Origin of the sequence: Kitasatospora sp. NPDC086791, assembly GCF_040685975.1 — a bacterium.
Classification (GTDB): domain Bacteria; phylum Actinomycetota; class Actinomycetes; order Streptomycetales; family Streptomycetaceae; genus Kitasatospora.
The window spans coordinates 21,807-43,018 of the sequence record NZ_JBFBOC010000009.1 but is presented as its reverse complement, the minus strand read 5'-3'; the positions used below and the strand labels follow the sequence as shown (position 1 = coordinate 43,018).

The following is a 21,212-nucleotide window of genomic DNA, read 5'->3' as shown; positions in this document are numbered from 1 at the left end:
TGAACTCCTTGGGAGAGGGAGAGGTGATGACCGGTCGTGCGATTCGAAGAAGCTCATGCGTGGGTCACGCCACCGCGGGCGGGAGACTTCGGCAGCGGGTCTCCGGAGGTCCGGATCTCGTCTCGTCGTCGGACCGGGCCGGCGGCCGCGGGGGAATGGTCCCCGCGGCCGCCGGTGTGGTGCGGGGTGACTCAGGAGTGGGTGACGCTGCCGCAGGCGAAGGAGGACAGCGGCAGGAAGCCGAAGCTCTTGATGTCCGCAGCGCCGTTGGTGCAGATCCAGCCGCCCTTGCCGAAGATGGCGCGCAGGGCGGTGCCGTGGGTGTCGGTGGCGGTCCACTCGGCGTCACGGAAGACGTTGTAGACCACGCGGGAGTAGGTGGTGGCCGCGAACGCGGAGCTGATGGTCTTGTTCACGGTGTCGACCGGGGCGACGCCGTCGACGTTGCGGATGGTCAGCGGGCCCTGGACGTCGGCGCCGCTGCCCTTGCCGAAGTAGACCTGGCCGATGTAGTGGGCCGCGGAGTAGGGGACGACGGCGTTGACGTCGGCCAGAGCCGGGTCGCTGCCCTGGTTCTCCTGGGTACCGCTGGTGACGCAGGCGCCCGGGGTGACCGCGGTGCCGCCACCGATGGTGGTCAGGAAGAACGAGCGGGTGCCGGAGCCGGTCTGCGGCAGGAAGGGCTTGATCGTGGCGTTCGGGAGCGACGCGTTGATCTGGGTCCAGTTGGTGACCGTGCAGGTGTAGATGTCCTTCAGGTTCTGCGTGGTCAGGTTCGCCGGGGCGTTGCCGGCGGCCGGGGCGGCCCAGGCGACGGCGTCCTTCGCCAGGGCGACGAAGTCGTCCGTGGTCGGGTCGGTCGGCTGCGGGGCGCGCGAGGAGCGGGCGAAGTCCACGGTGGCGCTGGTGTTGGCGTTCAGCGCGGTGATGCCGGCGCCGGAGCCGTTCGGACGGGTGATCGCGGTGGCGCCCGTCTTGGTGGTGATGGTGCCGGCGGGGATCGCGTCCCAGCTGTAGAGGCGCGGGGTGGCCGGGTTGGTCAGCGACGCGTTGTAGTCCGTGGAGAGCTGGTTCAGCACGGCCTGGGTGGTGTCCGAGCCGACGCCCACGATGTCGATCGCGCGGGGGGTGACACCGGTGGCCGGGTCGGCCGCGGCGGTGCCGGCGAAGACGGTGGCGACCGAGGTCGCCAGCGCGGCGGCGGCAAGCAGGTTGGCAGCGGTCTTACGCATGTTTCTCTTCCTCCGGTGGGAGAGACGTCCATCGCGTGAAACCCTTACTCCGGTCGGGAGTTCGGGGCCGGTGACCGCGTCCGCTGCGGCCTGTCCGGCAGTACAGATCCTGTCCGGCGGGCGGGTTCCGCCGGAAGGGAGGTCGAGGGCGGCCGGGGAATGTCGACTCATCGGTTCAGCGAGGTTTAGACACTGGTCAGCGTGGACGCGGCAGGGGCCCGACCGGGTCTCCGAAGCCGGTCGACGTTCTTCTCCAGGAGGCTGCTCGGGGTGTTGCCGGAAACCTGGGCTTCACCGGAAACGCACGAACGGAACGCCGACCAAGACCCGGGGACTTGCGAACCACGCGCACGGGCAACGGGGGTTCCGGCAGTCGGCTACAGCGGCCGGCGGCCGTCGCGCCCCGACCGGCGCAGCTCTTGACCCACCCATTGCAAACCGGCCAGGAAACCGTCGATCCCGGCCTGGCACTGGTCGCGCCGCAGGTACCCGCGGGCGCTGCGGGCGACCGGAACGGCGGAGGCCGCCCCCGGCCGGGTGCTGCGCACCGGCAGGGAGGCGGCCCAGACCCACTGACGCCCCTCGGACTGGCTGACCGAGCACCGCAGCGCGGTCCGCTCGATCAGCAACTCTCTGACCGCGTCGGCGACTTCGTCCTCGGTGCGGTACGTCCGCACGCCGACGCCGAGCGGTCTGCCGTTGGCGGCACGCAGCGCCCAGCCGAGGCAACGGTCGGCCGCGGGCACGATCAGCAGCCGCGGACCGCGCCGCTCAGCGGCCATCGACGCGTCTCAACGGCACCGCACGCTCCGGCAGTTCGCGCGGCGGCTGCTTGGCGAGCAGCACCACGAACCGCCGGAAGGCGTTCTGGCAGGTCGCGTACCGCTCGTACGCGCGGCTGGAACGCACCTCGGGGAGGTTGCGCGAACCCGGGACGACCCAGATCCAGCCGATGCCGTCCCGGACGTGGGTGATGCGGGCGGTCAGTTCGGCCGCTCCGACGCGCAGGCCGTCGAAGCAGCGCTCGGCCTCACCGGCCGTCTCGAACGCGGCCGGGGTGATCGCGACCACCCGACCGTTGGGCGCCTTCAACTGCCAGCGGTAGCGCCCGTCCGCGGCCCGTTCGGCGCGGAACCCCCCTCGACTTGCCCCTGCTGCGGTGTGACCGCGGCCGGAAGCGTCCACTGCCCCTCCGTCCGGTTACCTTCCGGTTTCCCCTCCGAGCGGAGTAAAGCTATGTGTGCACACAGAGCTCCCGAAAGCCCAGAACGTTCACAACTTGCGCTGTTGGTCGGGAAGTTCTCTCTCGTTTAAGTTTCACTTGTCTTGACCGGAGGCCTCTCGGGACACCCCGGAGGCCCCCCTGGGGGCGGCCCTGGGGCGGCCCGGGCGCCTTCAGAGCCGGGCCGTCCAGCGCACCACGGTGCCCTTCCGGTAGGGCCCGCTCTCGTGCCACGCGTCGCCGCCGAGCGCCTCCGCGCGCCGGGTGAGGTTGCGCAGCCCGCTGCGCCGGCCGCCCTCCGGGATGCCCACCCCGTCGTCGGTCACGGAGAGCAGCACACCGGGCCGGCCGCCGCGGTCCAGCGACTCCGGGTCGCCGCCGACCGGCCGACCGTCGTCGCCCAGGTGGATGGTGGCGTCGATCTCCACGCCGACCCGGGAGGCCCGTGCGTGCCGGGCCGTGTTGGAGAGCATCTCCCGCAGTGCCGCCAGCAGTTGACGGCCGATCTGGTCCTCGACCAGGTTCTCCACCGGCCCGACGAAGCTCACCGAGGGCTTGAAGCCGAGCGCCGCCGCGGCCTGGCTGGCCTCCCGCAGCACCCGGGTGCGCAGGGTGTCGGGCGCGTCGCCGTGGTTGTCGTGCTGCAGGGCGTAGATGGTGGTGCGGACCTCCTGGATGGTGGCGTCCAGCTCGTCCACCGCCTTGCCGATGCCGGTCCGCACCTCGGGGACGACGGCCCGCCGGGCCGCGCTCTCCAGCATCATCCCGGTGGCGAACAGCCTTTGGATCACCAGGTCGTGGAGGTCCCGGGCGATCCGGTCGCGGTCCTGGAAGACGGCCAGTCGCTGCTGGTCGCGCTGGCCCTCGGCGAGCCGCAGGGCGAGGGCGGCCTGGGAGGCGAAGGTCTCGGCGAGCTGCTTCTCGACGTCGGTGAACGGCCGCGCGCCGCACGGCCGCCAGACGCAGAGACCGCCGAGCACCCGCCCGGCGGCGACCATCGGCACGGCCATCGACGGGCCGAAGCGGCGGGCGAGCCGCATCACCACGGTCGGGTCGCTGGACATGTCGTCCAGCGAGACGCTCTCCCCCTCCAGCAGCCGGGCCGCGAAGCTCTCCTTGGGCAGCAGCTCGCCGCGGACGAACTCGGCCACCTCGCCGGAGGCGTGGGCGACCCGCATCTGCCCGTCCCCCTCGCCCTCCGGGCCGGTCGGCAGCAGGATCATGCCGAGGGCGGCGTTCGCCAGCTCCCGCACCTGTTCGGCCGCGACGGTCAGCGCCGTCTCGGCCTGCTCACCGGAGAGCAGCGCGGTGGTGACGGCGGCGGCACCGGCGATCCAGCGCTCGCGGCGGCGGCCCTCCTCGTACAGCCGGGAGTTCTCGATCGCCACGCCGGCCGCCGCGGCGAGGGCGTGCACCACCTGCTCGTCCTCGGGGGTGAAGGCGCCGCCGCCCTTCTTCTCGGTGAGGTAGAGGTTGCCGAACACCTCGGCGCGGACCCGGATCGGCACGCCCAGGAAGGTCTTCATCCGGGGGTGGTGCGGCGGGAACCCGGAGGACCGCGGGTCGGCGCCGAGGTCGGCCAGCCGCAGCGGTTCGGGGCGGTCGATGAGCGCGCCGAGGACGCCGCGCCCGGCGGGCAGTTCGCCGATCCCGGCGGCGGTCCCGTCGTCCACGCCGACGTGGATGAAGTCGGCCAGGCCGGTGCCGCCGGGGGCGATCACGCCGAGCGCCGCGTAGCGGGCGTCGACCAGCTCGGCGGCGCCGGTGGCGATCCGGTGCAGGGTGGCGTGCAGGTCCAGGCCGGCACCGATGGAGACCACCGCCTCCAGCAGCCGCTGCATCCGGTCGGTGACGGCGGCGGCCGACTGCAGGCGCTCGGCGACCTCGGTGACCAGGGTGTCCAGACCGAGCGAGGCGATCTCGGGCACCCGATGGGGTGTCGGCTCGGGGGTGGCCTCGGGGAGGTCCGGCGTCGGGTCCATGAAGAAAGCCTAGTTTGTACGCTTTTCAGACGAAGGACGGCGTGACCGGCGGCGCGGCCGACGGCCCGACGCTCACCGGGTCCCCACCGGCTCCAGCGGCCCGTCCACCTCCGGCGGCCCGAGCCCGTCCACCTCCAGCAGCCCGTCCGCCTCCCGCTCCCGCCGCCACATCGCGCGCAGCCGTCCGTCCGGGTCGGCGAGCAGTTCCGACCAGCGGCCCCGCTCCGCCACCCGGCCGCCGTCCAGCACCAGCACCTCGTCCACCGTGGTGTCGTCCAGCCCGGCCAGCCGGTGGGTGATCAGCACGGTGGTGCGGCCCTCGGTGGCGGCCAGCAGGTCGGCGGTGAGCGCGTCGGCGGTGGGCAGGTCGAGGTGTTCGGCGGGCTCGTCCAGGACCAGGACCGGGAAGTCCGCGAGCAGCGCCCGGGCCAGCGCGAGGCGCTGGCGCTGGCCGCCGGAGAGCCGGGCGCCGTGCTCGCCGACCATGGTGTCCAGGCCGTCCGGCAGGCCCTGCGTCCAGTCCAGCAGCCGGGCGGCGGCGAGCGCGGCGCGCAGCTCGTCCTCCCCCGCGTCGGGCCGGGCCAGCCGCAGGTTCTCCCGCAGCGAGCTGTCGAACACGTGCGCGTCCTGCGCGCAGAGCCCGATCACCCGGCGGACGTCCTCGCCCGCGAGCGCCCGGCTGTCCACGGCCTGTGGGCGGCCGGCGGCGAAGGTGACGGTCCCGGCGCTCGGCTCCAGGAAGCGCAGCAGCGCCTGGGCGAGCGTGGTCTTGCCGGAGCCGGACGGGCCGACCACGGCGATCCGGCGGCCCGGGGCGAGGTCGAGGTCCACCCCGGCGAGCGCGTCCACCGCCTGCCCGGGATGCCGCACGGTCAGCCCGCGCACCGCGACGGGCAGCGGCCGCTCCGGGAGCTCCACCGGCTCCGACGGCTCGGTGACCGGCGAGGGTGCGTTCAGCACCTCGTCCAGCCGGGCCCGCGCGGCGCGGCTGCGCTGGCGGGCCTGGACGGCGAGCGGCATCCCGGTGACCGCTTCGAAGGCGGCCAGCGGGGTGAGCACCACCACCGCCAGGCAGACCGGCGCCAGTGCCCCGCCGCGCACCCCCTGGATCCCGACGGCCGCCGCCGCGGTCACCGTCAGCCCGGTGAGCAGCGTGATCAGCCCGGTGCCGAGCGCCGTGGTGGCGGCCGAGCGGGCGGCCAGCCCGGTCAGCGCGGCGTCGGCGCCGCGGACGGCGGCGAGCCGGCCGGGCAGCGCGCCGGCCACGGTGAGTTCGGCCGTGCCGGTGAGGGCGTCCACCACGGTGGTGGCCAGCCGTCCGCGCGCCGGGGCCTGCCGCCGCTCGGCGCCGGCCGACCAGCGGGCGGCCAGCGCGGGCACCAGCACGCCCGCGAGCAGCAGCCCGAGGCCGAGCACCGCCCCGGCGGCGGGCAGGAAGGCGGCCATCGCCACCGTCGAGGCCAGCCCGACCACGCCCGCCACGGCGGCCGGCAGCCGCCAGCGCAGGTAGTGGTCCTGGATCGCGTCCACGTCGGCGACCAGCCGGGAGAGCAGGTCACCGCGCCGGAAGGCGGGCAGTCCGGCCGGGGCGAGCGCGCTCAGCCGCCGGTGGACGGCGGCCCGCAGGGTGCCGAGGGTGCGCAGCACCGCGTCGTGCGAGACCAGCCGTTCGGCGTAGCGGAAGACGCTGCGGCCGATGCCGAAGGCGCGGACCGAGGTGACGGCCATCATCAGGTAGAGGACCGGCGGCATCTCCGAGGCGCGGGAGATGAGGTAGCCGGAGGTGGCCATCAGCGCGACGGCGCAGCCGAGGGCGAGCGCGCCGAGCAGGACGGACAGGGCCAGCCGGGGCGTGCTGCCGGCCTCGGTCTCCGGCTCCTCCGGGACGGCGGGGGCCGCGGTCGGCCGGCCGCCGTGCGCGAGCGGGGTGACCGGGGCGGTGGCGGCCAGCGGCGCGGGCCCGGCCAGCCGGACCCGCCGGTCGGTGACGGCCAGCAGGGCCGGCCGGTGCGCGACGATCAGCACGGTGCGCGCCGGGTCCTCGGCGAGGGTCCGGACGGCGTCCACGACGGCCGCCTCGGAGGCGCCGTCCAGGTGCGCGGTCGGCTCGTCCAGCAGCACCAGCGGCCGGTCGTCGGCGAGCAGCACCCGGGCGAGCGCGAGGCGCTGGCGCTGTCCGGCGGAGAGCCCGGCGCCGTCCTCGCCGAGCCCGGCGGCCAGGTCGGTCACGAAGTCGAGCGCGTGCGCGGCCCGCAGCGCCGTCCACAGCTGCTCGTCGGTGGCCTCGGGCCGGTAGAGCCGCAGGTTGTCGGCGACCGTCCCGGCGAACAGGTGCGGGTGCTGCGGCACCCAGGCGATCTGCCGCCGCCAGCTCGCGGGCTCCAGTTCGGCGAGGTCGTACGACCGGCCGTCGGCGGCGGTGATCCGGACGCTGCCGGCCGCGGGGGCGGTGAGGCCGAGCAGGACGGCCAGCAGGGTGGACTTGCCGGCGCCGCTCGGGCCGGTGAGGGCCGTGCCGGTGCCCGGACGCAGGGTCAGCGCGGCGCCGTCCAGCGCGGGCTCGGTCCGCCCGGGGTGGCGGACGACCAGCCCGTCCGCCTCGATCAGGGCCCCGGCGAGGGCGGGCGCGGGCACCGTGCCGGCGGCGGGCAGCGGGGTCTCCAGCACCCGGAACAGCTCGTCGGCGGCGGTCAGTCCCTCGACGCTGGAGTGGTAGAGCGCGCCGACCTGGCGGATCGGGACGTACACCTCGGGGGCGAGGACCAGGATCAGCAGGCCGGTCTCCAGGTCGAGCGTGCCGTCCACCAGCCGGAAGCCGACGGTGACCGCGACCAGCGCGACGGAGAGGGTGGAGAGCAACTCCAGGGTGAAGGAGGAGACGAAGGCGATCCGCAGGGTGCGCAGGGTGGCCCGACGGTAGTCGGCGGTGATCCGGGCGATGGTGGCGGCCTGGGTGCGGGCCCGGTTGAACACCTTGAGGGTGGGGAGCCCGGCGACCACGTCGAGGAAGTGGTGCGAGAGCCGCGCCAGGGTGTCCCACTGCCGGTCCATCCGGGCCTGGGTGGCCATCCCGATCAGCACCATGAACAGCGGGATCAGCGGGAGCGTCCCGGCGATGACCGCGGCCGAGGTGAAGTCGGCGCCGACGATCCGCAGCAGCACGATCACCGGGACGACCACGGCCAGGGCCAGCTGCGGCAGGTACCGGGCGAAGTAGTCGTCCAGCGCGTCGATGCCGCGGGTGGCGAGGGTGGTGAGTTCGCCGGTGCGCCGGCCCGCCAGGTAGGACGGGCCGAGCGCGGTGGCGTGGTCGAGCAGCCGGCGCCGCAGGGTGGACTTCACCCGGGCGACGGACCGGTGCGCGGTGAGTTCGGTGAGCCAGCCGACCAGCCCGCGCCCGACGGCCGTCAGGGCGAGCAGCAGCAGCGGCGTGGTCAGCTCGGCGAGCGTCGCGCCGCGCTGGAAGGCGCGGACGACGACCTCGGCGATCAGACTCGCCTGGGCGACCACCAGGGCCGCGCCGACCGCGCCGAGGAGCACGGATCCGGCGAGGAACACCCTGGTGGTGCGGGCGTACCCGAGGAGTCGGGGGTCGACCGGCTTCATCGCGTCAGGCCCGGTCGAGCGGGGCGGCGGGGGCGTGCCCGGGGATGTGCTGGACGCCGATCCGCTTGCGGAACACCCAGTACGTCCAGCCCTGGTAGAGCAGCACCAGCGGGGTGAACACCGCCGCCACGACCGTCATCAGCTTCAGCGTGTACGGCGAGGAGGCCGCGTTGGAGACGGTCAGGCTCCAGGCGGGGTTCAGGGTGGACGGCATGACGTTCGGGAAGAGCGCCAGGAAGAGCATCGCGACGGCGGCCACGACGGTCGCCCCGGAGAGGACGAACGCCCAGCCCTCGCGGCCGAGTTGGTTGGCGACCAACGCGCCGACCAGGGCCAGCACGGCGATCACCAGGGCGACCAGGCTGCGGCCGTTGCCGCTGTGGCCCTGGGTCCAGACCAGGAAGACCAGCGCCAGCACGGCCGTCACCAGTCCGGCCCGCAGGGCGGCCCGGCGGGCCCGCTCGCGGATCTCCCCGACCGTCTTGAGCGCGGCGAACACCGCGCCGTGGAAGGTGAACAGGGAGAGCGTCACCAGGCCGCCGAGCAGCGCGTACGGGTTCAGCAGGTCCCCGAGGCCGCCGACGTAGTTCTTCTGCGCGTCGATGTCCACGCCGCGCACGATGTTGGCGAAGGCCACGCCCCAGAGGAAGGCCGGGAGGAGCGAGGTCCAGAAGATGGCCTCCTCCCAGTTCCGCTGCCAGCGGGCGCCGTCGCGCTTGGCCCGGTACTCGAAGGCCACGCCGCGGACGATCAGGCAGACCAGGATCGCCAGCAGCGGGATGTAGAAGCCGCTGAACAGCGTCGCGTACCAGTCCGGGAAGGCGGCGAAGGTGGCGCCGCCGGCGGTCAGCAGCCAGACCTCGTTGCCGTCCCAGACCGGGCCGATGGTGTTGATCAGGACCCGCCGCTCGGCGGTGTCCCGGGCCAGCGGCTTGGTCAGGATGCCGATCCCGAAGTCGAAGCCCTCCAGGAAGAAGTAGCCGATCCACAGGACCGCGATCAGCACGAACCAGACGTCGTGGAGTTGCATGTCAGATCCTCAGTTCCGCAGTGGTCCCGGTGCCTCAGTACGCGAAGGCGAGCGGCTTGTCGGCGTCCTCGCCCGAGGACGGTCCGCGCAGCGAGGGGTCCTCGGTGGGCGGCTGCTCGGTCACCACCGGGCCGGCCTTGGCGTACTTGACCAGCAGCCGGACCTCGACGACGGCGAGGATCGCGTACAGCGTGGTGAAGGTCGCCAGGGCGCCGATCTGGGTGCCGACGCCGACGTTGGGCGAGACCGCGTCGGCGGTGGTCATCAGGCCGAAGACGGCCCAGGGCTGGCGGCCCATCTCGGTGAAGATCCAGCCGAAGCTGTTGGCGATCAGCGGGAAGCCCATGGTCAGGATGCCGATCCGCCAGCTCCACGTGGTCAGCAGCGGGCCGAGCTCGCGTCCGGGGGTGAGCATCAGCCGGGGCACCTCGGTCTCGCCGGTGCGGAACTCGGGCCGCAGGAAGAGCTTCTTCCGGGTGGTCCAGAGCCCGATCAGGCCGGCCAGGAAGGAGGTCATCCCGAAGCCGATCATGAGGCGGAAGCCCCAGTAGGTGACGAAGATGCTCGGGATGTAGTCCTTGGGGTCGCCGCCGTGCTGGGCGGCCTCGGCCGCGGCGGTGTCGTTGATGCCGGGGACGGAGGAGCTGAAGTCGCTGTGGGCGAGGAAGGACAGCACCCCGGGGACCTCCAGCGCGACCGAGTTGTGGCCCTTGCTGACGTCGCCGACCGCGAAGACCGAGAACGGCGCGGGGGACTGGGTGTCCCAGAGGGCCTCGGCGGCGGCCATCTTCATCGGCTGCTGCTCGAACATGACCTTGCCCAGCTCGTCGCCGCTGAGCGCGGTGCCGGCGCCGAAGACCACGGCGAGCACCAGGCCGAGCCGCAGCGAGGTGCGCATCGAGGCGGTCTTCCGGGCGTCGACGGTCTCGGTCCCGCCGCTCTTCTCGTGCAGCCGCTTGGCCTTCCAGAGGTGGAAGGAGGAGATGCCGACCATGAAGGCGGCGCCGGTGAGGAAGGCGGCGGTCAGGGTGTGGGCGACGACGGTGAGGGTGGTGTTCTGGAACAGCACCGCGGCGATGTCGGTCAGCTGGGCCTTGCCGGTGACCGGGTCGATCGCGTACCCGACGGGGTGCTGCATCCAGGAGTTGGCGGCCAGGATGAAGTAGGCGGAGAGCACCGTGCCCAGCGCGACCATCCACATGCAGGCGCAGTGGATCTTCCTCGGCAGCTTGTCCCAGCCGAAGATCCACAGGCCGATGAAGGTGGATTCGAAGAAGAAGGCGATCAGCGCCTCCATCGCGAGCGGGGCGCCGAAGACGTCGCCGACGAAGCGCGAGTAGTCGGACCAGTTCATGCCGAACTGGAATTCCTGGACGATTCCGGTGACCACGCCCATCGCGATGTTGATGAGGAAGAGCTTTCCCCAGAACTTGGTCGCGTGGAAGTACTTCTCCTTGTTCGTCCGCACCCAGGCGGTCTCCAGGCCGGCCACGACGGCGGCCAGGCTGATCGTGAGCGGAACGAAGAGGAAGTGGTAGACGGTGGTGATGCCGAATTGCCATCGCGCGATGGTCTCGTGAGCGATTGCCAGTTCCACGTCGCTCTCTCTCCCAACCTGCCCGTGCCGTGACGGGCGCATTCCGGACAGACTTCTTCTATAGCCGTAGACCGTTGCCGAACCGTGCAAGCTTGTCCGCTTGTGAACGTGAACACGTTCACAAGGGCCAGTATCCACCATCCTTACGGGGGAACTGCAGGTGGGGTGGGGTTGACAGCCCTGTGGGGTGCGTCACGGTTCGCGCAGCGGTCCGCACAGTCTGCGGATCCGCCGGGGCCGGGGCAACGAACGAGCGGGCGGATGCCGCCGGGTTCTTGGCCGAACCGGCGCTTGACAGGCCCACGCCCCGCTCGCGGCGGCGGGCGGGGCGTGGTACGGGCTGCTCAGGCAGCGGGCGAGCGCTCGCGGCTTCGGGCGAGCGGGCGGGCGCTCGCGGCTTCGGGCGAGCGGGCGGGGACGCCGGTCAGGCGCGGCCGAGGAGCTGGGTGCCCGAGGTGGAGTCGGCGCGGGCGGTGAAGAACTCGGTGAAGCCGTGCAGGAACTCCTCCCGGGTGATCCGCCCGTCCCCGTCCGCGTCCAACTGGCGGAAACCGTGCGACAGCTCGGCCGGGTGCACGCGCGGGCCGCCGAACACCGCGCGGTACTCGTCGAACTCCAGGAAGCCGCTGCCGTCGGTGTCGGCCGCCGCGAACACCGCCCGCAGCGCGGGCAGCAGCCCCTGCTCCAGGTACGTCCGGTCCCGGTCGTACCCGGCCACGGTCGCGGCCACGAACTCCTCCCGGCTGACCTTCCCGTCGCCGTCGGCGTCCATCACCGCGCGCAGCTGCTCCCACCAGCCCTCGAAGGCCTCGTGGACCCTGGCCTCGCCGGCCTCGTCCAGCTCCAGCTGCCAGCAGACGTTGTGCGCCATCGCCCGCAGGTCGTGCACGGTGACGAAGCCGTCGCCGGTCTGGTCCAGCACCTCGCGGAAGAACCGGTCCAGCCGGGGCCCGCGCGCGTCGCGCTGCGGACGGTAGCGGCCGGGCGGGCGCCGCTCCCCGGGCGAGCGGTAGCGCACCCGGTCCGGGAGGAGGGGAACCAGCGCCCCCGCTCCCCGGTGCAGCAGCACGGACAGCAGGGCGCCGCGCCGGGTGGGGACGAGCCCGAACCGCTCGCGCACCACCGGCGGCAGGTCCGCCACCGTCAGCGCGGTGATCACCCGGGCCACCACGCGCCGCAGCACCCGCCACCCGGCGTCCCCGAGGAACCACAGCCGCCGCGGCCGGGGCGCCTCCCGCAACAGGTCGCCCATCAGGTAGCGCGCCGCCTCGGTGAACTCCAGCTTCTCCCGGGCGTACCGGGCGAAGTAGGCGGGCAAGTCCTTCGCCGCCTCGGGAAGTTCGCCCTCGGGCAGGCCGAAGGCCGCGACCGCTCCCTTGAACTCGGCGTACGCCTCCTCCAACTGCCCGGCGTCGTACGGGTCCCCGCCCAGTCGGCGCATGGCGACCACGCACTCGAAGAGCGTCAGCAGCACCCACGCCCTGGTCGCCGCGTCCCGGGCGTCGTAGGCCCGCCCATCCGGCGCCGTCCCCCGGATCCGCTTGTGCGCCCGGTCCAGCCGCGCGACCTCGCGCCGCAGCGTCTCCGCGTCCTGGTAGAACAGCCGCCGCCCGCTGCCCAGGGTGTGCTCGACCCGCCGCCAGGGATGCGCCCGGTACGTCGAGTGCTCCGCCATCCCGGCCCCCACCACCGGATCCGCCGCCTGCAGCACCAGCAGCCGCCACGCCACCAGGGCGACCCGCCACTCCGACAGGTCCCGCTTGAACGACGCCCCGCCGTCAGCCACGACGCTCGCCGGTGATCCCGGGGCCGGTCGGGGCCACGGTGACGTGGGGCGTCATCGCCTTCGGACCGGCAGTGACGCAGCGGCTCCGCACCGGTGCGCACCCCGTCCTCTCCGCGCGGGCGAACGCCGGGACGGTCATGGACGTCCACGCCTTCCACAGCCTCTGATCAGGATCCATCACGATCTCCCAGTGCCTGAGTGAGCACGTGGACCATCGCACACGACCGGGGGATCGGCCGGGTGAACGGTTTCCGGTTCACCCGATCGGGGAGTTTCGGTCCTGGAAACGCCGGAACCGCAGGACGGGCCGGGGCCTGTCCTGCGGTTCGGGTGGGTTCGCGGCCTCCTCCCGAGCGGGCGCGAACCGGGGTGGGTCAGTGTGTGGCGCGGGCGGCCGGATCGGAGCCGGTCGCGGCAAGCTCTCTTTACGCTCCATGTCGCCTTCCGGCAATGTGCGACCGCGCAATGTGCCTGGTTGGCCGACTGATTGACGCGTCGACAAAAGGCCGTCCGTCGGTCAGGACGGCCGTTCGCCGTGGCTGGGCAGTTCGACCCGGAAGGTCGCGCCCTCGCCCGGCGCGGTGTCCAGGCTGAGGGTCCCGCCGTGCGCGTGGGTGAGGGCGGCGGCGATGGCGAGGCCGAGGCCGGCGCCGCCGCCGTTGTCCCGGCTGCGCGAGGCGTCGACCCGGAAGAAGCGGTCGAAGACCCGCTGGGCCTGCTCCTCGGTGAGGCCCGGGCCGGCGTCGGCGACCTCCAGCAGGCAGACGCCGTCGGCGCCGGCGCCCACCCCGATCCGGACCGGGGTGCCGGCCGGGGTGTGCTTGACCGCGTTGCCGACCAGGTTGGTCACCACCTGCCGCAGCCTCGCCTCGTCGCCGATGACGGGCGCCGCGCCGGGCGCGCCCGTACCGGAGGGGCCGGTGAGCGCGACCGGGCGGCTCGGGTCGAGCGCGGTGAGGTCGTGCAGGGCGTCGGCGGCGAGGGTGCGCAGGTCCATCGGGGCGAGGTCGAGCGGGCGCTCCTCGTCCAGCCGGGCGAGCACCAACAGGTCCTCGACCAGGGCGCCCATCCGGTCGGCCTCGCTCTCGATCCGGGTCATGGTGCGCTTGACGTCCGCTTCGGTGGGCAGCGCGCCCATCCGGTACAGCTCGGCGAAGCCGCGGATCCCGGCCAGCGGGGTGCGCAACTCGTGCGAGGCGTCCGCGACGAAGCGGCGCATCCGGGCCTCGGACTCGGCGCGCGCCGCGAAGGCGGCCTCGATCTGGGTGAGCATCCCGTTGAGCGCGACCGCCAGCCGGCCGACCTCGGTGCCGGGGGAGAGTTCGGGCATCCGGTGCGACAGCTCGCCGGCCGCGATCCGCTCGGCGCCCGCCTCGATCCGCCGCAGCGGCCGCAGTCCGGCCCGCACGGCGAAGAAGCCGAGGCCGGCGATCAGCAACAGGACGGCGCCGCCGATGGCCAGGAAGGAGGTGTTGAGCTTGCCGAGGGTGGCGTCGATGTCCTCGCGGGAGACGGCCACCATGACGTAGGTCGGGGTGACCGTGGGCGAGGCGAAGGTGCTGGGGGTGGCGGCCGGTCCGCGGGGGGTCTGGAGCGGCAGCACCAGCACCCGCCAGCGGTGTTCGCCGCGCTGGTCGGGCAGGTCGAAGGGGACGTCGGGGGCGGTCCGGGTCGGGTCCAGGCCGGCCAGCTGCGGCGCCGGGTCGCTGTCGGAGACGGGCTGGCGCATGACCGCCTGGACCTTGCCGTCCGAGGACAGGAACTGCACCAGGTACTGGCTGGGCAGGCTGACCCGCCGCCCGCTGGGGACGGGCCGGCCGGGTGCCGGCGCGGTGACCTGGGCCGGGGGCTTGCGGGACAGCGGCAGCCCGTACCGCTGGAGCTGCTCGTCGAGCTGTTCCACCAGCTGGGCCCGGACGGTGCCGAGCACGAAGGCGTCGCTGACCGCGAGGCCGGTGGTGACCAGGACGAGCGCGAGCACCAGCAGCCGGGCGCGCAGCGACAGCCGGGAGGAGAAGCGGGCGAACACGTGGGTCGGTACCGGTCAGCCCTGCGGGGGGCGGCGCAGCGCGTAACCGATGCCGCGCACGGTGTGGATCAGCTTGGCGCCGTGGGCGGGGCCGGAGTCGAGCTTGCGGCGCAGGTAGGAGATGTACGACTCGACGATGGAGAGGTCGCCGCCGAAGTCGTAGGCCCAGACGTGGTCGAGGATCTGCGCCTTGGAGACCACCCGGCCGACGTTGGCCATCAGGTAGTGCAGCAGCTTGAACTCGGTCGGGGAGAGCGAGACCGGGGTGCCGGCGCGGGTGACCTCGTGGGCGACCGGGTCGAGGCTGAGGTCGGCGACGACCAGTCGGCCGTCCTCGGCGGGTCCGCCGGCCCGGCGCAGGATGGCGCGGATCCGGGCGATCAGCTCTTCGAGGCTGAACGGCTTGGTGACGTAGTCGTCGGCGCCCGCGGCGAGGCCCTGCACCTTGTCGCCGACGCCGTCCTTGGCGGTGAGGAAGAGCACCGGCAGGTGGTCGCCGGGGTGCCCGTGCGTCGGCCCGGCTATCTGGCCGCGGCTGGTGCGCTCGCGCAGCTTCTCGACGACGGTGAAGCCGTCGAGGTCGGGGAGCATCACGTCGAGCACGACGAGGTCGGGGCGCTCGACGGCGATGAGGTCGAGCGCCTCGGTGCCGCTGGCGGCGGAGGCGACCCGGAAGCCGGAGAAGCGCAGCGAGGCGGCGAGCAGCTCGCGGATGTTGGGCTCGTCGTCCACGACGAGCAGGAACGCCTCGCCCTGGCCCCCGGCCACCGTGGGGCCGCCTGGTGTGGTGACAGTGCCTTGCACGGGGCTTTCGCCTCCCGGTCGGACGATGACGTTCAGCATGAGGCTAGCCCCCGGAGGCTACGCGGCATGGATGAATGTTGGATTAACACCTTATCGGTCGGTTTTACGCCGACAAGCCCATACGCGGACACTCGGTGGTGTGCGGACGGGCGTGAACACGCCCAGTGCGCTCCTGGGAAACAGTGCCCGCCCCGGCCCCGTCACCGGTATGACCCAGGTCACTCCCGGGCGGGCGGGATTCCACCCGCCCGGGTACGGGCCCGCCCACGGGGCGGAGCCCATCCGGATCACGCCCCGCCCCACTCCGCTGTCCGCGGTTACGGCTACGGCTCCAGGCGGTTCGGCCCCCGGAACAGGAAGGTCGCCTCGCGGATCGACGGCAGGCCGAGGGCGAGCATCAGCAGCCGGCCGAGCCCCAGCCCGAGGCCGCCGTGCGGCGGGGTGCCGTAGCGGAAGCAGTCCAGGTAGCCGGAGAGCGGCCCGGTGTCCATGCCCTTCTCGCGGGCCTGGGCGACCAGCCGGTCGTGGCGGTGCTCGCGCTGGGCGCCGGTGGTGATCTCCACGCCCTTCCACAGCAGGTCGAAGGACTCGGTGACGGTCGGGTCGTCCTCTCCAGGTCCGGCGCCTCCAGAAGGTCCCGGCCGAGCTGCCTACCGTCCGCGTGGTACGTCATGTCGACCACCTTCGCGTCGTCGAACATCCAGAAGTCCTGGTCCGGAAGGCCGGGACTCTCCCGTCCGGTGAGGTCCAGGATCCGAATGTCCTCACCGGCCTCGACGTTGTACGCGTAGGCGGCGAACTCGAAGCGCAGGTAGTCGGAGAGCGGTCTGGTCACGACATGGACCCGCCCGATCCACCGGTCGGTCGCGCGATAGTCCCGCACGCGGGTGAGCCACGCATCGTCATCGGGAATGTGCAGCTCGCCGGTGGCCAGGAACTCCTGGAACTCCTCGTCCTCGCCGGGCATCGCGCAGGAACTCCGGGTCTCCAACCGGAACGCCTCCCGCTCGAACGAGTCGAAGAAGGTGCGCCAGGAGTCACCATCCAAGCGCATGGAACGCCTCCCTCAGCACACCCTCGGGGATCTCCACCACTGCCTCGCCCTCGGGCGTCTGCCGCTCAAGAATGTCGCCCTGGACGGCGATGGTGCCCCGGTCGGTGGCGTAGACCGTAGGGCAGTCGTCGTTGCGGCAGTCCGGGGCACCGCCCGCGATCCGCGTGCGCTCCATCGTTCCCCTCCACCTGCTGTGCGGGTCGGTCACTGGGACCTTGGGGAGCCCGCGGGACGCCGGGCAAGGACCGTTCACGTTCCCGCATGGACCTGCCTCGGCACCCGGCGGTGGCGGTGTGTCGGCATCGGCCATCGGGGTTAACGGCGGGCCCGCGTTGCCCGCCCGCTGGCGTGCCGAGCGGAGCGGTGCGGCCCGTTCAGGCTGAAGTGGCGGCACCCGTTCCCACCTCCGCCGGAGAGAAGCCCATGAGGAATTCCCGTTCGCTGACCGTCGCGGGCACCGCCGTCGCCCTGATCACCCTGGTGTGCGGCGGCTGCTCCAGCAGCAAGAACACGACGTCCACGGCGACCACGCCGCTGGCGACGACCGCCCCGGCGACCGCGTCGGCGACCGCGTCGGGCAGCCCGACGGCCGCACCGACCTCGACCGAGACGGCGAGCGCGAGCCCGTCCGCCGCGATCAGCGGTACGGCCGCGACGATCTCGGCGACCACCGTCGGCAAGTACCAGAACTTCCTGGTCGACGCCCGCGGCAAGTCGCTCTACCTGTTCGAGGCGGACACCTCGTCCGCCTCCACCTGCTACGACGCCTGCGCCACCGCCTGGCCCCCCGCGCTGACCACAGGCGCCCCCACCGCCACCAACGGTGTCGACCAGGCCAAGCTCACCACCAGCACCCGCAAGGACGGCACGACCCAGATCGTCTACAACGGCCACCCGCTCTACTACTTCGAGGGCGACACGGCGCAGGGCGACACCAACGGCGAGGAGTCCAACGCCTTCGGAGCCACCTGGTACCTGATCAACACCGCGGGCAACAAGATCGAGGGCAGCTGAGCCGATGAACGGCGTCGATCGGCCCTCCCGCCCCCGGCGGGCCGCCGGCTTCCTGTGGGCGCTCCTGCCGGTGGCGGTGACGGCCGGCCTCTACTGGTACGGCCGGGCGCACACCCCGGACTACACCAGCAGCCTCTTCGGCCGCCGCTTCGACGACGCCAACCAGCTCAAGGCCCAGCTCGGCACCGCCCTGCTGGGCCTCGCGCTGGTCCAGCTGCTGCTGGCCCTCTGGATGTACGGCCGACTGCCCGGCCTGTCGGCCGCGCCCCGGTCGGTCCGGACCGGGCACCGGCTGGTCGGCCTGGGCGCGTTCCTGCTCTCCCTGCCGATCGCCTACCACTGCATCACGGCGTACGGGGTGCAACTGACGAACAGTCGGGTCGCCCTGCACTCGTTCGCCGGGTGCTTCCTCTACGGGGCGTTCGTCGCCAAGGTCATCGTGGTCCGCCACCGCCGACTGCCCGGCTGGGCCCTGCCCACGGCAGGCGGCGCCCTGGTCACCCTGATCGCCCTGCTCTGGTACACGGCCGCACTCTGGTACCTGAACGGCTACCACGTGCCCGGCCTGTGAGCCGTCCCCGGCGGCCCTCGCTCCTTCGCGAGGGCCGCCGGAACGGTTCGCTAAGCGGTGGTGGCGAAGTGGTCGAACTCGCCCGCCTTCGCACCCTGAAGGAAGACGGCGAACCTGGCCGCAGTGGTACGGACGATGACGTCGCCCTCATCCGACTCGCGCAGTTCGATCAACCCATCCGTTACACGCACTTCAACGCAGTTATCGCTTGAGGCCGAGTAGCTGGACTTCTGCCACACCGAGCTAGACATGCTTGCCTGCCATTTCTTCCTTGATCGACCGCATGAAGTCTCGTGACTTCTCCTCGGAGAGCGCAGTGGAGTCCATCATGGCAAGGAGGACCCGGAACCTTGCGAGGTGGGCTGAGCTGTCGAAGAGCCTGCCACCGTGACCGGTGTCCATCTGCGCAACATCCAGATCGGTGATCGGTCCTTCTGCATAGGTGAAGTTCTCGCAGGGGCTCGGCACGGCTCCGGCAGCGAACGGCACGATGCGAACCGAGATGCTGGGCTCCTGCGAGTCGGCGATGAGAGCCTCGATCTGGTCGATGTTGACCTTCGGGTCGCTGAACTCCATACGCAAGGCTGCTTCGTGGATGTACGCAGCGTACGGAGTAGCACCAGATCGGATGATGCGCTGTCGCTGCATGCGGAAGGCAGTCTTGAGATCGACCTCATGGCGCAGTGGTGGTGGATACGCCTGGGCGAACAACGCCGCAGTGTAGGAACCAGTCTGAAGCAGTCCTGGGATGAAGGTGGTTCCGTAGACCGAGAGCCGCCGCGCATGGCCTTCAAGCTCGGCGATGTCGAGGAAGTCCGAGGCCAAGGTCTCCCGGTACTCCTCCCACCATCCAGGCCGCCCTCGCTCGGTGATGATGTCGGCGAGCGCGTCGATCAGAGGCTGGTTGGAGCACATACACGTATCGGCAATGGTGTGCAGCCGCTCGACGCTGATGCCGATCTTCCCCGACTCCATCTGCGTCACCTGGGCCGGATTCATGCCGACCGCGCGGCCGAGCTGGCTACCGCCGAGGCCGGCCTGCTCTCGCATCCTTCGCAGTTCTGTTCCCAACCTGCGCTGACGAAGTGTGGGGTTCGTACGAGCCATGGTTCCTTCCGGGACAAGGGTGGTCCCAGTCTGCCCCGCTGCCGGACATGGGTCCATCCGAGCCCGGCGTCCACGATCGAGGGAACATTTCAACTTCATGGAAAATTTTCCATGGCCGTGAGTTATGGTCGTTCCCAGATTGACCCGATGGATCGTCAGAAGTACATCCATATCGGGCAGTAGGCGCCTGCTGCCCTCCCGCCGAAGAGCAACCGTCATCCGGCCTGGCTCACGGCTGCCCCCTCCCCACACCACAGCCTCGCGGAGGTTCCCGTGTGCACCCGTAACACCCCCTCGCTCGCCCTCTCCCGGCAGGCGCTCCGGTCGGTCCTGACCGGCAACGGCTGGGACCCCGAAACCATCTTCCACGCCGAACTCGCCCTCTGCGAGCTGATCGTGAACGCCAAGGTGCGCTGCACGTAGTAGCGCCCTGGAAGTCCCTGCGCTCTCCGGCTCGGTAAGAGATCGAGTAGGGAGCGTTACCCATGGCGCCAAAGATCCTGGCCAATACCGAAGCGCCCGTGACCCCGTACGACGGGTGCGGCAAGTGCTTGCTCGGACTTCGCCGACTCTCGCGGGTTCGGGCGTCGACCAGCAGCCCCGTGCGGCAGATGGAGTACGTTCTTGCCGCTGCCGCCGAGGCTGGCGGACACATCATCGGGTGGGCCGACGACTGGGAGGTTTCGGGCGCCACCGACCCCAACACCCGCCCGCAGCTTGGTCCGTGGCTTCTCGGGCAGCGCGGCCCTTTCGATGGGCTGGTGGCGTCCTCCGTGGACCGCATCGGTCGTGACGTGCTCGAAGGGCTTACGCTCGCGCGGGACACCAGCCGACGCGGACAGCTCCTGGTCACCGCAGACCACCGGGGTATCTGGGATCTCCAAGACCCCAACCAGGAAAGTGAGTTCACGCTCAAGCTGTTCGGCGCCCAGATCGAGCACCGGAACATCCGGGAGCGCAACCGGCAGGAATCCCAGCGTGCCCGCGCGGCCGGGCAGGTGGCCAACAAGCCGAGCTACGGCTACCGGCATGTGCGTCCGGCGCCGACGGCGAAGATCTCGCACACCGAGATCGACCCCGAGTCGGCAGAGGTGATCCGGGAAGTGGCGCGGCGCATCCTGGCGGACGAGTCGGGAAGCATCACGCCATGGACCGAGATCCATCGACTTACCCGGGCCGGAGTGCCGAACCCTGGAGACCGCCTTGCCATCCTGTACGGCCGTGCGCCGAAGGAGGCGCCTTGGCGGCCGAACAGCTTGATCCGAATTCTGACCAGCGAAGCTGCGATGGGCTACCTGATGCACGGGCGTCGTGCAGTGATCGGCGACGACGGCATGCCCGTGCGTATCGCGCCGCCCCTGTGGGACAGGGCGACCCATGACGCCCTGGTGGCGAAGCTCGGCCCCAAGCGCGCGGCCCCGAGGAAGCGTCCCGCGCCGAGGGGCACGGCGCTGCTGTCCTATCGGGTGAAGTGCGGCGTCTGCGGTCACACCGCCGAGCGCGCGGGGTCGGCTGACCGCATCATCAACGGCAAGCGGACAAGCATTCCTGCATGGGGCTGCCGGGCACGCACGTTGGCCTGGGAAGACGCGCAGCACTGCAAGCCCGCCCCCTCCTTCGGGGTGACCGCGCTTGATGCCGAGGTGGAGTCCTGGTTCCTGGGCAGGTTTGGTGCCGGTCAGCTCATGCAGCGCGTCTACGACCCCGGGAACGGGATCGCCAACGAGATAGCCGAGCACGAGGTGGCAAAGAAGCGGCTGCGCGCAGATCGGCAAGCCGGACTGTACGAGTCCGCGGAGGACACGGCCTGGTTCCAGCGCGAGTACAAGCGGATCAGCGACAAGATCGAAGAGCTGCAGAAGGAGCCCCAGCGGCCCGCAGGCTGGTACAGCGTTCCGACCGGCCGCACGGTGGCCGACGAGTGGCACGCTGCTGACACCGTTGCCCGACGCGAGATGTTGGAAGAACACGGTGTCGTGGTCCGGCTGTTCCCGCGCCGGGGCAAGAAGGCAGAAGGCAAGAACCACCCGACTGGCTTCGAGATCAGCGCAGAGATCGACCACGACCCGGCAGGGGAGATCGTAGAGCCGCCGAAGGATGGCGGAGCCCTCGTCCCAGGGTCGAAGATTCGCATTCTCGAAGCCGCCCTGGCAGTCTGACGGACCCAACGGCCCCGGT

Annotated in this window: 17 protein-coding genes and 2 pseudogenes; 4 read left to right on the top strand and 15 right to left on the bottom strand. The window is 71.9% G+C overall.

The annotated features are described in order from the left end of the window. Window positions 1–191 precede the first annotated feature (191 nt). The 13 genes and pseudogenes from AB0Q99_RS15170 to AB0Q99_RS15110 form a co-directional block, all read right to left on the bottom strand. Complete coding sequence (locus AB0Q99_RS15170; RefSeq protein WP_363571766.1) at window positions 192–1,232, bottom strand: substrate-binding domain-containing protein; 1,041 nt, start codon at window positions 1,230–1,232, stop codon at window positions 192–194. Between the two features lie 377 nt (window positions 1,233–1,609). Beyond that, window positions 1,610–2,014 (bottom strand): hypothetical protein, encoded by a 405-nt coding sequence (locus AB0Q99_RS15165; protein ID WP_363571765.1) that lies wholly within the window; start codon window positions 2,012–2,014, stop codon window positions 1,610–1,612. Further along, window positions 2,004–2,417 carry a hypothetical protein gene (locus AB0Q99_RS15160; RefSeq protein WP_363571763.1) on the bottom strand — a complete coding sequence of 138 codons (414 nt, stop codon included), beginning with the start codon at window positions 2,415–2,417 and terminating at the stop codon, window positions 2,004–2,006. Before AB0Q99_RS15160 ends, AB0Q99_RS15165 begins: the two co-directional genes overlap by 11 nt. Before the next feature lie 210 nt (window positions 2,418–2,627). Continuing rightward, the gene (locus AB0Q99_RS15155) at window positions 2,628–4,295 is read right to left on the bottom strand and encodes a GAF domain-containing protein (RefSeq protein WP_363572094.1); all 1,668 of its coding nucleotides are present in this window, start codon (window positions 4,293–4,295) and stop codon (window positions 2,628–2,630) included. A 213-nt stretch (window positions 4,296–4,508) separates the two neighbouring features. Further along, window positions 4,509–8,042, bottom strand: a complete 3,534-nt coding sequence (cydD, locus tag AB0Q99_RS15150) for a thiol reductant ABC exporter subunit CydD (protein ID WP_363571761.1) — start codon at window positions 8,040–8,042, stop codon at window positions 4,509–4,511. 4 nt (window positions 8,043–8,046) lie between these two features. Beyond that, on the bottom strand, window positions 8,047–9,072 hold the full coding sequence (gene cydB, locus AB0Q99_RS15145) for a cytochrome d ubiquinol oxidase subunit II (protein WP_363571759.1): 1,026 nt from the start codon (window positions 9,070–9,072) through the stop codon (window positions 8,047–8,049). A gap of 34 nt (window positions 9,073–9,106) precedes the next feature. After that, a complete protein-coding gene (locus tag AB0Q99_RS15140; RefSeq protein ID WP_363571757.1) occupies window positions 9,107–10,669 on the bottom strand; it encodes a cytochrome ubiquinol oxidase subunit I in 1,563 nt (520 codons plus the stop codon). 424 nt (window positions 10,670–11,093) lie between these two features. Continuing rightward, window positions 11,094–12,455, bottom strand: coding sequence for an EF-hand domain-containing protein (locus tag AB0Q99_RS15135; protein ID WP_363571755.1), 1,362 nt, complete (start codon window positions 12,453–12,455; stop codon window positions 11,094–11,096). 517 nt (window positions 12,456–12,972) lie between these two features. Next, window positions 12,973–14,484 carry a HAMP domain-containing sensor histidine kinase gene (locus AB0Q99_RS15130; RefSeq protein WP_363571753.1) on the bottom strand — a complete coding sequence of 504 codons (1,512 nt, stop codon included), beginning with the start codon at window positions 14,482–14,484 and terminating at the stop codon, window positions 12,973–12,975. Window positions 14,485–14,499: 15 nt separating this feature from the next. Then, a complete protein-coding gene (locus AB0Q99_RS15125) occupies window positions 14,500–15,252 on the bottom strand; it encodes a response regulator transcription factor (RefSeq protein WP_363572092.1) in 753 nt (250 codons plus the stop codon). 359 nt (window positions 15,253–15,611) lie between these two features. Next, a pseudogene (locus AB0Q99_RS15120) lies at window positions 15,612–15,896 on the bottom strand (amino acid--tRNA ligase-related protein); the annotation flags it as partial. A 17-nt stretch (window positions 15,897–15,913) separates the two neighbouring features. Beyond that, a pseudogene (locus AB0Q99_RS15115) lies at window positions 15,914–16,342 on the bottom strand (DUF6879 family protein); the annotation flags it as partial. After that, complete coding sequence (locus tag AB0Q99_RS15110; protein WP_363571751.1) at window positions 16,326–16,517, bottom strand: hypothetical protein; 192 nt, start codon at window positions 16,515–16,517, stop codon at window positions 16,326–16,328. The pseudogene AB0Q99_RS15115 and the gene AB0Q99_RS15110, both read right to left, overlap by 17 nt. Before the next feature lie 248 nt (window positions 16,518–16,765). Between AB0Q99_RS15110 and AB0Q99_RS15105 the strand changes: the two genes are divergently transcribed. Further along, window positions 16,766–17,356 carry a hypothetical protein gene (locus AB0Q99_RS15105; RefSeq protein WP_363571749.1) on the top strand — a complete coding sequence of 197 codons (591 nt, stop codon included), beginning with the start codon at window positions 16,766–16,768 and terminating at the stop codon, window positions 17,354–17,356. A 4-nt stretch (window positions 17,357–17,360) separates the two neighbouring features. Beyond that, the gene (locus tag AB0Q99_RS15100; protein ID WP_363571747.1) at window positions 17,361–17,927 is read left to right on the top strand and encodes a DUF6529 family protein; all 567 of its coding nucleotides are present in this window, start codon (window positions 17,361–17,363) and stop codon (window positions 17,925–17,927) included. A gap of 50 nt (window positions 17,928–17,977) precedes the next feature. Here the strand turns inward: AB0Q99_RS15100 and AB0Q99_RS15095 are convergent, their stop codons facing one another. Together AB0Q99_RS15095 and AB0Q99_RS15090 are read right to left on the bottom strand one after the other, a co-directional pair. Next, a complete protein-coding gene (locus AB0Q99_RS15095) occupies window positions 17,978–18,178 on the bottom strand; it encodes a DUF397 domain-containing protein (protein WP_363571745.1) in 201 nt (66 codons plus the stop codon). Further along, complete coding sequence (locus AB0Q99_RS15090) at window positions 18,171–19,034, bottom strand: helix-turn-helix transcriptional regulator (protein ID WP_363571743.1); 864 nt, start codon at window positions 19,032–19,034, stop codon at window positions 18,171–18,173. The genes AB0Q99_RS15095 and AB0Q99_RS15090 overlap by 8 nt, the downstream gene beginning before the upstream one ends. A gap of 273 nt (window positions 19,035–19,307) precedes the next feature. Between AB0Q99_RS15090 and AB0Q99_RS15085 the strand changes: the two genes are divergently transcribed. Together AB0Q99_RS15085 and AB0Q99_RS15080 are read left to right on the top strand one after the other, a co-directional pair. Then, window positions 19,308–19,457, top strand: a complete 150-nt coding sequence (locus AB0Q99_RS15085) for a hypothetical protein (RefSeq protein WP_363571741.1) — start codon at window positions 19,308–19,310, stop codon at window positions 19,455–19,457. Window positions 19,458–19,519: 62 nt separating this feature from the next. Continuing rightward, a complete protein-coding gene (locus AB0Q99_RS15080; RefSeq protein WP_363571739.1) occupies window positions 19,520–21,193 on the top strand; it encodes a recombinase family protein in 1,674 nt (557 codons plus the stop codon). The last annotated feature ends 19 nt before the right edge of the window (window positions 21,194–21,212 follow it).

What these genes read in the sequence shown, in the direction of transcription:
- AB0Q99_RS15170 (WP_363571766.1), bottom strand. Translation starts at nt 1,232, where the DNA reads ATGCGTAAGACCGCTGCCAACCTGCTTGCCGCCGCCGCGCTGGCGACC.
- AB0Q99_RS15165 (WP_363571765.1), bottom strand. Translation starts at nt 2,014, where the DNA reads ATGGCCGCTGAGCGGCGCGGTCCGCGGCTGCTGATCGTGCCCGCGGCC.
- AB0Q99_RS15155 (WP_363572094.1), bottom strand. Translation starts at nt 4,295, where the DNA reads ATGCAGCGGCTGCTGGAGGCGGTGGTCTCCATCGGTGCCGGCCTGGAC.
- cydD (WP_363571761.1), bottom strand. Translation starts at nt 8,042, where the DNA reads ATGAAGCCGGTCGACCCCCGACTCCTCGGGTACGCCCGCACCACCAGG.
- cydB (WP_363571759.1), bottom strand. Translation starts at nt 9,072, where the DNA reads ATGCAACTCCACGACGTCTGGTTCGTGCTGATCGCGGTCCTGTGGATC.
- AB0Q99_RS15110 (WP_363571751.1), bottom strand. Translation starts at nt 16,517, where the DNA reads ATGGAGCGCACGCGGATCGCGGGCGGTGCCCCGGACTGCCGCAACGAC.
- AB0Q99_RS15105 (WP_363571749.1), top strand. Translation starts at nt 16,766, where the DNA reads ATGAGGAATTCCCGTTCGCTGACCGTCGCGGGCACCGCCGTCGCCCTG.
- AB0Q99_RS15100 (WP_363571747.1), top strand. Translation starts at nt 17,361, where the DNA reads ATGAACGGCGTCGATCGGCCCTCCCGCCCCCGGCGGGCCGCCGGCTTC.
- AB0Q99_RS15095 (WP_363571745.1), bottom strand. Translation starts at nt 18,178, where the DNA reads ATGTCTAGCTCGGTGTGGCAGAAGTCCAGCTACTCGGCCTCAAGCGAT.
- AB0Q99_RS15090 (WP_363571743.1), bottom strand. Translation starts at nt 19,034, where the DNA reads ATGGCTCGTACGAACCCCACACTTCGTCAGCGCAGGTTGGGAACAGAA.
- AB0Q99_RS15080 (WP_363571739.1), top strand. Translation starts at nt 19,520, where the DNA reads ATGGCGCCAAAGATCCTGGCCAATACCGAAGCGCCCGTGACCCCGTAC.